General features: G+C 69.6%; 11 protein-coding genes. 5 read left to right on the plus strand and 6 right to left on the minus strand.

Features of this window, described 5'->3' with window-relative positions; genetic code table 11:
* Positions 1-5 precede the first annotated feature (5 nt).
* The gene (locus tag HBB12_RS17920; RefSeq protein ID WP_236990587.1) at positions 6-2168 is read right to left on the minus strand and encodes a TonB-dependent receptor; all 2163 of its coding nucleotides are present in this window, start codon (positions 2166-2168) and stop codon (positions 6-8) included.
* 554 nt (positions 2169-2722) lie between these two features.
* Between HBB12_RS17920 and repA the strand changes: the two genes are divergently transcribed.
* The 4 genes from repA to fghA all read left to right on the plus strand — a co-directional run bounded on the left by repA (position 2723) and on the right by fghA (position 7714).
* A complete protein-coding gene (repA, locus tag HBB12_RS17925; RefSeq protein WP_236990588.1) occupies positions 2723-3952 on the plus strand; it encodes a plasmid partitioning protein RepA in 1230 nt (409 codons plus the stop codon).
* Between the two features lie 30 nt (positions 3953-3982).
* Positions 3983-4996, plus strand: a complete 1014-nt coding sequence (repB, locus tag HBB12_RS17930; protein WP_236990589.1) for a plasmid partitioning protein RepB — start codon at positions 3983-3985, stop codon at positions 4994-4996.
* Positions 4997-5673: 677 nt separating this feature from the next.
* The gene (locus HBB12_RS17935; RefSeq protein WP_236990590.1) at positions 5674-6807 is read left to right on the plus strand and encodes an S-(hydroxymethyl)glutathione dehydrogenase/class III alcohol dehydrogenase; all 1134 of its coding nucleotides are present in this window, start codon (positions 5674-5676) and stop codon (positions 6805-6807) included.
* A 73-nt stretch (positions 6808-6880) separates the two neighbouring features.
* Positions 6881-7714, plus strand: a complete 834-nt coding sequence (fghA, locus tag HBB12_RS17940; protein WP_236990591.1) for an S-formylglutathione hydrolase — start codon at positions 6881-6883, stop codon at positions 7712-7714.
* 3 nt (positions 7715-7717) lie between these two features.
* Here the strand turns inward: fghA and HBB12_RS17945 are convergent, their stop codons facing one another.
* The 3 genes from HBB12_RS17945 to HBB12_RS17955 all read right to left on the minus strand — a co-directional run bounded on the left by HBB12_RS17945 (position 7718) and on the right by HBB12_RS17955 (position 11345).
* Positions 7718-8590, minus strand: coding sequence for a hydroxymethylglutaryl-CoA lyase (locus HBB12_RS17945; protein ID WP_236990592.1), 873 nt, complete (start codon positions 8588-8590; stop codon positions 7718-7720).
* Positions 8587-9807 (minus strand): ABC transporter substrate-binding protein, encoded by a 1221-nt coding sequence (locus HBB12_RS17950; RefSeq protein ID WP_236990593.1) that lies wholly within the window; start codon positions 9805-9807, stop codon positions 8587-8589. Before HBB12_RS17950 ends, HBB12_RS17945 begins: the two co-directional genes overlap by 4 nt.
* Positions 9808-10061: 254 nt before the next feature.
* Positions 10062-11345 (minus strand): hydroxymethylglutaryl-CoA reductase, encoded by a 1284-nt coding sequence (locus HBB12_RS17955; protein WP_236990594.1) that lies wholly within the window; start codon positions 11343-11345, stop codon positions 10062-10064.
* A 187-nt stretch (positions 11346-11532) separates the two neighbouring features.
* On the opposite strand from HBB12_RS17955, the gene HBB12_RS17960 reads away from it, so the two are divergent.
* On the plus strand, positions 11533-12924 hold the full coding sequence (locus tag HBB12_RS17960; RefSeq protein ID WP_236990595.1) for an aminotransferase-like domain-containing protein: 1392 nt from the start codon (positions 11533-11535) through the stop codon (positions 12922-12924).
* A gap of 33 nt (positions 12925-12957) precedes the next feature.
* Here the strand turns inward: HBB12_RS17960 and HBB12_RS17965 are convergent, their stop codons facing one another.
* Both HBB12_RS17965 and HBB12_RS17970 read right to left on the minus strand, forming a co-directional pair.
* Positions 12958-13350 (minus strand): type II toxin-antitoxin system VapC family toxin, encoded by a 393-nt coding sequence (locus tag HBB12_RS17965; protein WP_236990596.1) that lies wholly within the window; start codon positions 13348-13350, stop codon positions 12958-12960.
* A complete protein-coding gene (locus tag HBB12_RS17970; protein ID WP_139038415.1) occupies positions 13350-13592 on the minus strand; it encodes a type II toxin-antitoxin system VapB family antitoxin in 243 nt (80 codons plus the stop codon). Before HBB12_RS17970 ends, HBB12_RS17965 begins: the two co-directional genes overlap by 1 nt.
* Positions 13593-13623: the final 31 nt, after the last annotated feature.

Genomic DNA, 13623 nt, shown 5'->3' on the forward strand with positions numbered 1-13623 from the left:
CCCGCTCACAGGTCGACCGACATCGACAGGAGGTAAGTGCGCGGGGCGCCCTGGAAGAACGTGCCGAACGAGGCCACGCCGGCCCAGTAATTGGTCCCGGTGACGTTGAGCACGTTGGCCCGGAAGGTCGTCTTGCGGCCCTCGATCACCGTCGCGTAGCGCAGGCCGAGATCGAGGCGCGCCCAGTCCGGCAGCGCCTGGGTGTTCCCGGTATCGACGAACTGGCGACCGGTATAGATGACGGCGCCGGTCAGGGTGAGGCCCGGCACGCCCGGCAGATCCCACTCGGCGCCGAGGTTGAGCTGCACCCGCGGCACCCCGATCGGTATGTTGCCGACATTGGCCGCGAGCGCGGTCTTGGTGAGCACCCCGTCGAGCAGAGTCAGGCCGCCGAGGAGCCGGGCCTGCGGGGTGATCTCGCCGTAGACGCTGAATTCCAGCCCGCTGACCCGCTGCTCGCCGGTCTGCGCGAAGACGCGCTGGGGGCTGAGCTCGCCGATCGGCCGGGTGATCTGGAAGGCGCTGAACGATCCCCCGATCGTGCCCGCATCCACCTTGACGCCGGCCTCGACCTGATGCGCCACGTAGGGCGCCAGGATCTCGCCGGAATTGGTCGCCGTGGTCGGCGCCACGTCGCCGCGGCTCAGGCCCTCGATGTAGTTGCCGAAGAACGAGACGTTGTCCCAGGGCCGCACGACGATACCGACCAGCGGGCTCGTCGCGCTCTTGTCGTAGGACGAGGCGAGCGTGCCGACATTCGACACGTAGTTGTGCGCCTCGATCCCCTGCCGGCGCACGCCGAGCGTCAGGAGGATGCGCTCGTCGAAGACCGAGAGCGTGTCGGCCACCGACACGCCCGTCAGAGTGCTGTCGGACAGGCGCGGCCGCGAATCGATCACCGTCGGGGCGATGGTCCGGGCGAGGATCGGATCGTAGATGTTCGACAGGTAGGTGCCGTTGCCGGGGGGCAGCCGGCGGGCGGTGTCCTCGGCGTAGCGGGAGGCCTGCACCACGAAGGCGTGGCGCACGAAGCCGGTGTCGAACCTGGCCCGCAGGCCCCCGTCGACGGTGAGGCGGTTGACCCCGAGATCGTAGAATTGCGGGGTGGTGGTGGTGTCGCCGCGCAGGTTGGTGATGGTCGGGGCCGAGGCGAAGTAGCGCTCGACCTCGGTCTGCGCGCCGCCGACATCGCCGAACAGGGTGATCTGGTCGGTCAGGTCGTATTCCGTCCGCAGGAGGCCGCCGCGGTCGTCGATGTTCGAGTATTCCCAGGGCTGGGTCAGGTTCAGGCGGCCGTTCGGCGCCTTCGGCACCGGGACACCCGCCCGGAGCAGGAACGGGCGCAACGGCGCGTCGAAGCGGTCGGTCTGGGCCAGCAGGTAGAGCCAGGCCCGGAACCGGTCGCCCTGGTAGTCGAGGGCGAGCGCCCCGACCCCGGTGGTCTCGCTCTGGCGGTCGAACGGCGTGTCGCCGCCCCGCAGGCTGCCGACGACGCGCGCGCCCCATTCCCGGTTCTGGCCGTAGCGCCGGGCGACGTCGAACTGGCCGCCGCCGCGGGCGACCGAGCCGTAATCCAGGGTGAAGCGGGTCAGGTCCTCGCCGGCGCGCTTGGGCACGATGTTGATGACGCCGCCGACGCCGCCATTGGGGGCGACGCCGGAGATCGCCGCCGAGGGGCCCTTCAGCACCTCGATGCGCTCGGCATAATCGGTGAAGACCCGGAAACTCGGGGCGACGCCGTAGATCCCGTCGAAGGCGAACTCGCCGCTGGTGCCCTCGTTGGCGGGGAAGCCGCGGATATAGAACGAGTCGAACGGGGCGCCCGTCGTCTGGGTGGCGCGCACCGAGGGGTCGAGGGCCAGCGCCTCGGACGCGGTCGTGGCCTGCCGGTCGCGGATGAATTTCTCGGTGTAGCTGGTGACGCTGAAGGGCGACTTCTTCGTCTCGGTGTTGCCGAGGATGCCGAGCCGTCCGCCTTGCGCCACCTGGCCGCCGGCATAGGCCGGCACGATGCCGCGCGGCGTCGCCGTTCCGGCGACTGTGGTTCCTGCGACCGTGATCTCCTCGAGCGGGATGTCGCCCCCGCGAGCGGCCTCCTCCGCGCGGGCGCCGCCGGGATCCACGAGCCACAGGCCGGCGACCATGATCGCCGCACAAGAACCGCGCATATGTCCAACCTGCATCTGGCGCATGATGCTGTGCTCGGGTCCGGAATGATGAGGCCCTAGATTGTTATCGATCCAATCTGAGTGCCTGACGTTGAGTGGGCTCAGATTTCATGACGTTCGCCCGATTGCAACAGCAAATTCCATGACGTCATCGGAAATGATTTAGATCTATTACAAGTCGACGCACTGATGTTGTGCGAGCAAGTCGATCGCGGCCGATCGAACGGCGCGGGAGGTTCATGGCGAGGACGGATACAGCTCCCCTCCCCTGCCCGAGTGCGACTTCGCCCGGGGCGTCCTTCTTCTAGCCATCGGGTCCGATTGCCCTGCTTTGCCGCACCGTGCTCCTCGCCGCCGCATGCAGGGGCGTCCGGGACGAGACGGGCACGGGACGTCTCCTCTCTCCGGACGATCGCCGCACGGCGCGTCCGCAGGGCTCGCAAGCTTGTGCGAGGCTTGCGCGCCGTGCGTGCCGCCGTCCCGATGCGATCCTCTTTCGTCGCTTGCGGTGTTATGATCGATTTCGTCCTTTCACCGTGAGCGAGTCAGGGTCGATGAACCAGCACGTCCCGCCCAGCGGGCCCGGAGAGCCCCCCTCGAACCAGATCGCGGGCCACGACGCCCGGATCCTGGGCGCCAAGCTGCGCGAGATCGCCTCCGTGGTGTTCTCGCCCTCGGAGGCCAAGACCCTGCGCCGCTTCACATCCGGCGAGGTCGCCCGCATCCTCGGCGTGACCGACAGTCGGATCCGGCAGCTCTCCCCCGACCTCCTGGCCTCCCCGCCCGAGGTCGCGCCGGGCGGCCGCCGCCTCTACACCCTGGCGGATATCCACGCCCTGCGCGCCCATCTCGACGAGATCGACCGGGTCGGTCGCCGCTACCGGCCGCACCGGGATCCGGCCAAGGGCGAGCACCTCCAGGTCATCGCCTGCGTCAACTTCAAGGGCGGCTCGGGCAAGACCACGACCTCGGCCCATCTCGCCCAGTCCCTGGTGCTGCGCGGCTACCGGGTGCTCGCCATCGATCTCGATCCCCAGGCCAGCCTGTCGACGCTGCTCGGCGTCCGGCCCGAGAACGAGCGCGAGCCCTACCCCACCATCTACGACGCGATCCGCTACGGCGAGCAGCGGCGCCCGCTCGCCGAGGTGATCCGCCACACCTACTTCACCGGCCTCGACCTGGTGGCGGCCGACCTGGAGCTCGAGGTCTTCGAGTTCGAGGCGCCGATGCAGTCGGCGCGGCGGAAAGCCAACGATCCCGAGCCGCCGTTCTTCGCCCGGATGGGGCTGGCCCTGAACGAGGTGGCGGATCACTACGACGTCGTGGTGATCGATTGCCCGCCGCGGCTCGGCTACCTCACCATCGCGGCTTTGTGCGCGGCGACCGCGCTCCTTATCACCATCCATCCGCAGATGCTCGACGTCTCGAGCATGCGCCAGTTCCTCACCATGATGGACGAGATCATGGAGCCGGTGCGCGAGCAGGGCGCGGTCCCGACCCATGACTGGTTCCGCTACCTCGTCACCCGCTTCGAGCCGCAGGACACGCCGCAGACCGAGGTGGTGGCGATGCTGCGCGGCCTGTTCGGCGAGCGCGTCCTGACCAAGGCGATGCTGCAATCGGCCGCCGTCTCGAATTCCGGCCTGCGCGGGCAGACCGTCTACGAGACGCCGTTGCGCCGCGACGAGGTCACGGGATCGACCTATCGCCGGGCGCTCGACGCGCTCGATGCCGTCAACGGCGAGATCGAAGGGCTGATCGCCCGCGCCTGGGGGCGGGCATGAGTCGGGGCCGGGCATGAGTGGGAGCCGCGCATGAACCAGAAGAAGCGTCTCAGCGCCATCATGGGCACGCCGGTCCAGGCGGATGCCCAGCCACAGCCCTCGCCTGGAATTCCAACGGCTTACACCCCTGTAGCAGGTGCTACGCCACCCCCGCCCACCCCGGAGAAGCGCCCGACCCCGGCACGCTCGATGGCGGCGATGTGGGCGGCATCCCGGCCCGGCCCGGCGGAGACCGACGGCGCGGTGATCGAGCTCGACCCCGCCCTCTGCCTGCCCTCGGCGATCGCCGACCGGGTGCCCGACGCGACGGATGCCGCCTTCGACGCCTTCGTCGCGCAGATCCGCGAGGAGGGCCAGCATACGCCGATCCTGGTCCGGCGCCATCCCCGGAAGGACGGCCATTACGAGATCGCCTATGGGCGGCGCCGGACGCGGGCGGCGAAGGCGCTGGCCAGGCCCGTGCGCGCCGTCCTGCGCGATCTCAGCGACGCCGAGCTGGTGGTCGCGCAGGGCTCGGAGAACCTCGCCCGCGAGGATCTGAGCTACATCGAGCGGGCGCATTTCGCCCGCAACATGGAGCAGGCGGGGATCGCCCGCGAGGTGATCCTGAAGGCCATGGGCGCGCATCGGCCGGATCTGGCGAACTATCTGGCGGTCGCCGAGGCGATCCCCGCACCCGTGCTCGCCGCCATCGGCCCGGCGCCGAAGATCGGCCGTCCGCGCTGGCTCACTCTCGCCGACCGGATCAAGGCGGCGCCGCCGGAGCGGATCGAGGCCGCGCTCGCCTCGTCCGACCTCGCGGGCAAGACCTCGGACGAGCGCTTCGCCGTGATCCTCTCCGCGCTCGCCGCGCCGGCGCCCCGCAAGGCCAAGCCCCGGGCCGAGACCGTGAAGGACGCCAAGGGCGTGAAGTTCGCCCGGATCGAGCGCAGCTCCGACGGCATGCGGGTGACGCTGGAGGAGAAGGCGGAGCCGGGCTTCGCCGACTACCTCGCCGAGCGGTTGCCGGAATTGCTGGCGACCTATCGGCAGGGGCGGGGGTGAGGGGTCCGGACTGGACCAGGGCGGGGCCGGCACAGCGGAGCTGCCATGCTTTTCGCTCTAAAGCTTGGCAGCACAAGATGGGACCGTTCCCGTACCCCGCCCGCTTCTCCCACCCGACACCTCATCCTGAGGTGTCAGTCGATCGAAGATCGACTGACCTCGAAGGAGGGCTCCAGGTAGACCTGAGATATCTGGAGCCCTCCTTCGAGGCTCCCTGACGGTCGCACCTCAGGATGAGGTCGTGGTTGGGATATCTTGCGTCGTTTCAGCGTCCGACTAACGATCGGGAAGCGCTCGCGACTGGCCCTGTCGAGGCCGATTCCGTGGCGATGATGGGGGACTCGTTCGATAGTCCCGGCCTCGACGCCCTCGCGAGAGGGGAGGGCACCCCTTGCGCAGACGATCACCCGCCCAGTCGGTCCCACGACCATCCCATCGCCACCAACGATCTGTAATACTATAACATGAAGCATCGATGTGACAGTCCGTGACCAACGACTGTCACCACCGGTGCCGCACCCCGGATCGACTGCCGTCTCGGACTAAAGTTTGTTGTGCCGCACCGTTGCGGCCTTCATCAAATCGCAGCACAGAGCGGGCCATCCAGCGGGCGGCCCGAGCCGCAGCCCTTGCGGGGCGCCGCGCTCTCACACGACATCGATCCGATCGGAGACACCATGAAGACGCGCGCCGCCGTTGCCTGGGAAGCCAAGAAGCCCCTCACCATCGAGACCATCGACCTCGAAGGCCCGAAGCCCGGCGAGGTCCTGGTCGAGGTGATGGCCACCGGCATCTGCCACACCGACGCCTACACCCTGTCGGGCCTCGATTCCGAGGGCAAGTTCCCGGCGATCCTCGGCCACGAGGGTGCCGGCATCGTGCGCGAGGTCGGGGCCGGCGTGACGACCCTGAAGGTCGGCGACCACGTCATCCCGCTCTACACGCCGGAATGCCGCAACTGTAAGTCCTGCCTGTCGCAGCGCACCAACCTCTGCACGGCGATCCGCTCGACCCAAGGCCAGGGCGTGATGCCGGACGGCACCAGCCGGTTCCGCTGCGACTCCACCGGCGGCAGCCCAGGCGCCAACACCGTGTATCACTACATGGGCTGCTCGACCTTCTCGAACTTCACCGTGCTGCCGGAGATCGCGCTCGCCAAGGTGCGCGAGGACGCCCCCTTCGACAAGATCTGCTACATCGGCTGCGGCGTCACCACCGGCCTCGGCGCGGTGATCTACACCGCCAAGGTGTGGCCGGGCGCCAACGTGGTGGTGTTCGGCCTCGGTGGCATCGGCCTCAACGTGATCCAGGGCGCCCGCATGGTCGGCGCCGACAAGATCATCGGCGTCGACATCAACCCCGACAAGCGGGCGATGGCCGAGAAGTTCGGCATGACCCACTTCATCAACCCGAACGAGGTCGGCACCGACAAGGTCGTGCAGGCGATCCTCGACGTGACGGGCGGCGGCGCCGACTTCTCGTTCGACTGCACCGGCAACGTCAACGTGATGCGCCAGGCGCTCGAGTGCTGCCACCGCGGCTGGGGCGAGTCGATCGTCATCGGCGTGGCCGAGGCCGGCCGCGAGATCTCGACCCGTCCGTTCCAGCTCGTCACCGGCCGCGTCTGGAAGGGCTCGGCCTTCGGCGGCGCCCGCGGCCGCACCGACGTGCCGAAGATCGTCGACTGGTACATGGAGGGCAAGATCAACATCGACGACCTGATCACCCACACCATGCCGCTGGAGGACATCAACCACGGCTTCGACCTGATGCACGAGGGCAAGTCGATCCGCTCGGTCGTGGTGTTCTAAAGGACTGGTTGAACCCGGCGGTGCGCGACGCGTACCGCCGGGGACGGATACGAAACCCAGGGATCACGGCGACATGGACACCATCTCGAAGGCCCGCTCGCATGGCGGCATCCAGGGCGTCTACCGGCACGAGGCCGAGACGACGCGCTGCCCGATGACCTTCGCGGTCTACCTGCCGCCGCAGGCGGAAACCGGGAAGGTGCCGGTGCTGTGGTACCTGTCGGGCCTGACCTGCACCCATGCCAACGTGATGGACAAGGGCGAGTACCGCCGCGCCGCCGCCAAGCACGGCATCGCGATCGTCGCCCCCGATACCAGCCCGCGCGGACCCGATGTGCCGGACCAGCCCGACAACTGGCAGTTCGGCTGCGGCGCCGGCTTCTACGTCGACGCCACCCAGGCTCCTTTCGACCGCAACTACCGCATGTGGTCCTACGTCACCGAGGAGCTGCCGGCCCTCGTCGCCCGCGAATTCCCCGTGGACATGGAGCGCCAGGGCATCTTCGGGCATTCGATGGGCGGCCACGGTGCGCTCACCATCGCGCTCAACCACCCGGAGCGCTTCCGCTCGTGCAGCGCCTTCGCGCCGATCGTCCAGCCCTCGACCGCCGGCTGGTCGAAGCCGGCGCTGACCAAGTATCTCGGCGCGGACGAGGCCGCGTGGCGCCGCCACGACGCCACCGCTCTGATCGAGGACGGCCGCCGATTCCCGGAATTCCTGGTCGACCAGGGCACCGCCGATTCCTTCCTCGACGAGGGCCTGCGTCCCTGGCTGCTGGAGGAGGCGTGCAAGAAGGCCGGGATCGGGCTGACCCTCAACATGCGCGAGGGCTACGACCACTCCTACTTCTTCATCTCGACCTTCATGGACGATCACATCGCCTGGGCGGCCGAGCGGCTGCGCTGACCCTCAGGCCGGGGCGCGCCCGAGCGCCCCGGTGATGAAGCGGCCGGCCTCGGAGAGGCGACCGGGATCGATCCCGGTCGCGAGGCCGAGCCGGTCGCATTCCGCCACCACCGCCTCGGTGGCGACGTTGCCGGGGGCGCCCTTCGCGTAGGGACAGCCGCCGAGGCCCGCCACGGCGGCATCGATCACCGACACGCCGAGTTCGAGGCAGGCGCGGAGATTGGCGAGCGCCAGCCCTCGCGTGTCGTGGAGATGCAGCGCGATGCGCTCGCGCGGGATCGTCTCCGCCACCGCCGCGACGCAGGCCCGGGCCGTCTCCGGTGTCCCGGCCCCGATCGTGTCGCCCAGCGAGACCTCGTAGCAGCCCATCTCGACGAGGCGACGGGCCACATCCGCCACGGCCTGCGGCGTCACCACACCCTCGTAGGGACAGCCGAGCACGCAGGAGACGTAGCCCCGCAGCGGAATCCCGGCGGCGCGGGCGGCCTGCGCCACCGGCCGGAAGCGCTCCAGGCTCTCGGCGATCGAGCAATTGATGTTGGCCCGCGAAAACGCCTCGGAGGCGGAGGCGAACACCGCGACCTCGCCGGCGCCCGCTTCCCGTGCCGCCTCGAACCCCTTGAGATTCGGCACCAGCACGGCGTAGCGCCCGGCAGGATTCGGCGGCAGCCTGGCCAGGATCGCGGCGGTGTCGGCCATCTGCGGCACCCATCGGGCCGAGACGAAGCTGCCGACCTCGATATGGGCCAGGCCGGCGGCGAGCAGCCGCTCGATCAGCTCCACCTTGACGGCAGTCGGTACGGTGACGGGCTCGTTCTGGAGCCCGTCGCGGGGACCGACCTCGACGATCCGCACCCGGGAGGGGAGGGGGCTCACGGCGCCTTCACCAGCGGGCACCGCCCATCCGCCAGGGGCCGGAACGCCTCGGCGGCGGGGATGGTCTGGACGAGCTTGTAATAATCGAACGGCCCCTTCGATTCGGCCGGGCTCTTGACCTGGAACAGGTACATCGGGTGGACGTGCCGTCCGTCCTCGCGCACCGTGCCTTCGCCGAAGAGCGGATCGTTCGTCGGCCCTGCCTTCATCCGGGCGACGACGGTCCGCCCGTCGGTGCTGCCGGCGAGCGTCGCGGCGCGCAGGTAGGCCAGCGCCCCGGCATAGACGCCGGCCTGGTTGGCGGTGGGGCGCCGGCCCTTCATCTGGGCGGCGAAGCGGTCGGCAAAGGCGCGGGTGCCGTCATTGGTGTCCCAGTAGAAGCCTTCCGTCAGGTAGAGCCCCTGCGCGTCCTTGAGGCCGATCGCGTGGACATCGGAGAGCTGCATCAGCAGGGCCGCCAGGTCCTGGCCGCCGCCGGTGATGCCGAACTCGGCCGCCTGCTTGACCGAGTTGACCGTGTCGCCGACCGCGTTGGCGAGCGCGATCACCTGGGCGCGGCTGGCTTGCGCCTGAAGCAGGAACGACGAGAAGTCGGCGGCTGCCGTCGGGTGGCGCACGGTGCCCACCACCTGGCCGCCCTCCTGCTTCACCACGCGCGCCGCGTCGGACTCGAGCGCGTGGCCGAAGGCGTAATCGGCGGTGAGGAAGAACCACTTCGTCTTGCCGGCACGCACCAGGGCCAGCGCGGTGCCGTGGGCCAGCGCCCAGGTGTCGTAGGTCCAGTGCACGGTGTTGGCCGAGCATTTCGGGCCGGTCAGGTCCGAGGTGCCGGGGCCCGACGCGATGAAGGCGGCCTTCGAATCGCGCACCACCTCCTGCACGGCGAGCGCCACCGAGGAGAACGGCACGTCGAGGATGGCGTCGACCTGCCCCTCGGCGATCCAGCGCCGGGCGGTGGCCGAGCCGATATCCGGCTTGTTCTGGTGGTCGGACTGGATCACCTCGACGGTGATCCCCGGCTGCTCCTTGCGAAAATCCTCGACCGCGAGGCGGGCCGCGACCACCGAGCCCTCGCCGGTGGAATCGGCGGCGAATCCGCTGAGATCGGTGAGCACCCCGAGCTTCAGGCGCGTCACCTCGGCATGGGCGGTGCCGGCGGCGAGGATGAAGGCGCCGCCGGCGAGCAGGCGGGTGGCGAGGCGGGTGAATGTCGGCATGGTTGTCCTCCCGGGAGAGTATTGATTGGCCGTTGGTTCGGCCATCGTTCGGTTGATTTAAAAATATTTTTGAACGGATTCACCCATATACGACCTCATCCTGAGGTGCGAACGGAGTGAGCCTCGAAGGAGGGCTCCAGGAATCTCTGTGTTATCTGGAGCCCTCCTTCGAGGTCGGTCGATCTTCGATCGACTGATACCTCAGGATGAGGTTATGGATGGGATGATCTCGTGAGAGACAGCCCGGTGGTTCCTTACCCCCGCCGCATCTCCCCCAGAACCTCCTGCGCCACGTCGAGCCGCACCAGGCGCCGCTCGACCAGCACGCGGGCCACCGCCTCGATCTCCTCGCCGAGCGCCCCGGCCATCATGGCGATGTTCTGGGCATGGAGCGCCATGTGGCCCTTCTGGATGCCGGTGGTGGCGAGCGCCTTGAGGGCGGAGAAGTTCTGGGCGAGCCCCACCGCCGCGATGATCCGGGCCAGCCGCTCCGCCGTCGTCGCCCCGAGAATTTTCAAACAGGCCTGCGCGGTCGGATGGAGCTTGGTCGCGCCGCCGACGAGGCCGACCGCCAGCGGCAGCTCGATCGAGGCGCTGAGGTCGCCGGACGCCGTGACCTCGTAGCGGGTGAGGCTGGTGTAGCGGCCCGAGCGCGCGGCGTAGGCATGGGCGCCTGCCTCGATCGCCCGCGTGTCGTTACCGGTGGCGAGCACCACGGCGTCGATGCCGTTCATGATCCCCTTGTTGTGGGTCGCGGCGCGGTAGGGATCGGCCTCGGCGAGGTGGTAGGCGCTGACGATCCCGTCCCGCACCTCCGGCCCGCCGATGGCGTCGGTGCGCCAGACCGCATGCGCCCGGGCGAGGCGCCGGTCGGCGAGGTTCGAGAGGATGCGCAAGTAGACCCGGCCGCCGCTCCAGCCGGCGATGTGGGGGGCCACCGCCTCCGCCATGGTGTTGACGGCGTTCGCCCCCATGGCGTCGCGGGTATCGACGATGAGATGCGTCACCACCATCGGGCCGCCCAGGCTGTCGAGCACCCGCACCTCGACATCGCGAAGACCCCCGCCGAGGCGCACCAGCACCGGGTCGCAGGCATCGCACAAGGCCCGCAACGCGTCGCGCTGCTCCAGGATGCGCAGGCGCGCCGCGTGGGGATCGCTCACCCCGACGACCTGCACCTGGGCGATCATCAGGTTGCCGGAGACCGAGGTGGTGAAGCCGTCCTGGTAGACCTGGCGGGCCGCGTTGCAGACCGCGGCCACCACCGAGGATTCCTCGGTCGCCATCGGGATCAGCACGTCCTCGCCGTCGATCCGCATGTTGGTGGCGATGCCGAGCGGGATAGTCATCGTGCCGACCACGTTCTCGATCAGCCGGTCGGCGAGGTCGGGGCTGAGGTTGCCGAACTCGGCGAGGTGCGCGACCTCGCCCGGGGAGAGGTCGGCGAAGGCGGCGACGAGGTCGAGGCGCTCGTGCGGACTCTTCTTGTGGAAGCCGGCGATGCGCGAGGTGCGGTTCGCCCGGGAAGTATCTTGCATGGTGCCTGCTGCCGCGTCGGTCGGGCTCGCGCGCGCCGGACGAGGGCGGCCGCATCCGCGGGCACCGTGGCGTTCCTCCCTCGTCCGGGCGTGTAAGACCCTGTTCGTTGTCGGCACCGTACCCGTCCGTGCCCCACCCACAAGGAACGCTTTGCGCCTTTCCGGGAGGGACCGTACCCTTCGCGGCATGGATACAGTCGGGACTCCCGAACCACGGACCCGGGTCGAGCAGGTGGTCGCCGGACTGAGCGAACGGATCGATCGCGGGCTCCTGCGCACCGGCGAACGCCTGCCGTCGATCCGGGCGGCGGCGGCCGGCTTCGCGGTGTCGAAGAACACCGTGGTCGAGGCCTATGAGCGCCTCGTCGCCTCGGGCCGGGTCGAGAGCCGGCCGGGCTCGGGTTTCTACGTGTCGAGCCGAAGGCCGGCCCCCGCCACCCCGCCGGGGCCCGTCCCGGTCGCGGCGGTCGACAGCGTCTGGCTGCTGCGCGAGCAGCTGGACCGGCATTACGACGTGCGCGTCGGCGACGGCCGGCCGCCGCCGGCCTGGATGGAGAGTTCGGAAATCGGCCGGCACCTGCGCCCGTCCCTGGGCGCGGCGAGCGAGAGCTACGGCAGCCCGGACGGTTACCTGCCCCTGCGCCGCAGCCTCGCGCTGCGCCTCGCCGAGCGGTCGATCCAGGTTGGGCCAGGGGGCGTGCTCCTCACCGCCGGAGCCAACCACGCCCTCGACCTGATCATCCGCCAGTTCGTGGCGCCGGGAGAGCCGGTGCTGGTCGACAGCCCGGGCTACTACCCGCTCTTCGGCAAGCTGCGCCTCGCCAAGGCGCGCATCCTCGGGGTGCGGCGCAATCCGGACGGGCCGGACGTCGCCCATCTCGACGCCCTGGCCCGCGCGAGCGGCGCGCGGCTGTTCTTTACCCAGTCGCTCGCCCACAACCCGACCGGCTGCTCGCTCACCCTGCCGGTCGCCCACCGGCTGCTCCAGCGCGCCGCTGCCCACGATCTGCGCATCGTCGAGAGCGACCCCTTCGCCGACGTGCTGCCGGCGGCGCAGGCCCGGCTCGCCGCCCTCGACCAGCTGGAGCGCGTGATCTATGTCGGCACCTTCGCCAAGACCCTCTCGGCCAGCCTGCGCTGCGGCTACATTGCTGCGCGGCCCGATATCGTCGAGGCCCTGCGCGATCTCAAGATGGTGACGAGCGTCAACAGCTCGGGCTTCGTCGAGCGGATCATCCACGACCTGATCGAGAGCGGGCGCTACCGCCGCCACCTGCGCCGCCTCGGCGGGCGGATCGAGGCGGCGTCCTTGCAGGGGAGGGCGGTCCTGCAGGGCTTGAGGCTTCCGGTCTTCGGCGAGCCGCGGGGCGGGTATTATCTCTGGTGCGGGCTGCCGCAGACGACCGACCTCGACGCCCTGTCGCGCCAGGCCGCCGCGCGCAGCATCCTGATCGCGCCCGGCGGGATCTTCTGTCCCGAGGGACCGGCCGGCCCGCCGATGATGCGGGTCAACGTCGCTTACTTGAGCGATCCGCGCTTCGCGCGGTTCATGCGGGAGGAGGCCGCGTCGCGATCCTGAGACGCCTCCCGCCGAGGGCGCGGAGGGGCGTTCTTACCCAGAGACGGCCAGGGCGAGGTCGGTTTGGGAGAAATCTCGTCCCTTGAACAGGATCGGCAGGCGGCTCCGGTGCGCGCAGGCATAGGAGAGGCAATCGGCGACGTTCAGCCGAGCCGGATGACCCTGCCCCTTGCCGTAGACCGCGAAGGCTTCCACGGCCCGGCATGCGACCTCGTCGTCGACCGGTACGATCGTTATCCGGGCGGCCCGAATGAACCCGTCGTACAGATCCTGGGCATCGAGGATGCTGGCGAGGTTGATCGTGGTCTCGAGCCGGACATGCGCACCGGTCTCCCGTCGCTCGGCCCCGTCGATGAGGTCCAGGAAGACAGCCGCCTCCGCTTCGCCTGCGAGGATCGCGACGACGGCCGAGGTCTCGATGAACATCAGCGCTCCCAGAGCTGGTCGCGCTCATCGTCGGTGAGGGCCGGCAGCCTGGGGCGATCCGCCTTGGCGAGGGCCCGCGCGCGGAGCGCCGCGACCCGCTCGCGCAGCGGGATTTCCTCCTCGGCGCGGCGGATCTCGTTGTGCAGGGCGAGCTTGATCGCCGCAGTGAGGGTCGGGGCCCCGCGCGTTCTCATCACGGCCTCTGCGAGGGCCCGGATCTCGCGATCACGGATGCTGAGCATGGCGCCTCCTGTCGGTACCGATGTCTATACA

The organism is Methylobacterium sp. SyP6R (assembly GCF_019216885.1).
In the GTDB taxonomy this organism is placed as follows: domain Bacteria; phylum Pseudomonadota; class Alphaproteobacteria; order Rhizobiales; family Beijerinckiaceae; genus Methylobacterium.

Bases quoted from the DNA above. Each gene is read 5' to 3' on its own strand.
- repB (WP_236990589.1), top strand. From the start codon at position 3,983: ATGAACCAGAAGAAGCGTCTCAGCGCCATCATGGGCACGCCGGTCCAG.
- HBB12_RS17965 (WP_236990596.1), bottom strand. From the start codon at position 13,350: ATGTTCATCGAGACCTCGGCCGTCGTCGCGATCCTCGCAGGCGAAGCG.
- HBB12_RS17955 (WP_236990594.1), bottom strand. From the start codon at position 11,345: ATGCAAGATACTTCCCGGGCGAACCGCACCTCGCGCATCGCCGGCTTC.
- HBB12_RS17950 (WP_236990593.1), bottom strand. From the start codon at position 9,807: ATGCCGACATTCACCCGCCTCGCCACCCGCCTGCTCGCCGGCGGCGCC.
- fghA (WP_236990591.1), top strand. From the start codon at position 6,881: ATGGACACCATCTCGAAGGCCCGCTCGCATGGCGGCATCCAGGGCGTC.
- HBB12_RS17920 (WP_236990587.1), bottom strand. From the start codon at position 2,168: ATGCGCGGTTCTTGTGCGGCGATCATGGTCGCCGGCCTGTGGCTCGTG.
- HBB12_RS17970 (WP_139038415.1), bottom strand. From the start codon at position 13,592: ATGCTCAGCATCCGTGATCGCGAGATCCGGGCCCTCGCAGAGGCCGTG.
- HBB12_RS17960 (WP_236990595.1), top strand. From the start codon at position 11,533: ATGGATACAGTCGGGACTCCCGAACCACGGACCCGGGTCGAGCAGGTG.
- HBB12_RS17935 (WP_236990590.1), top strand. From the start codon at position 5,674: ATGAAGACGCGCGCCGCCGTTGCCTGGGAAGCCAAGAAGCCCCTCACC.
- repA (WP_236990588.1), top strand. From the start codon at position 2,723: ATGAACCAGCACGTCCCGCCCAGCGGGCCCGGAGAGCCCCCCTCGAAC.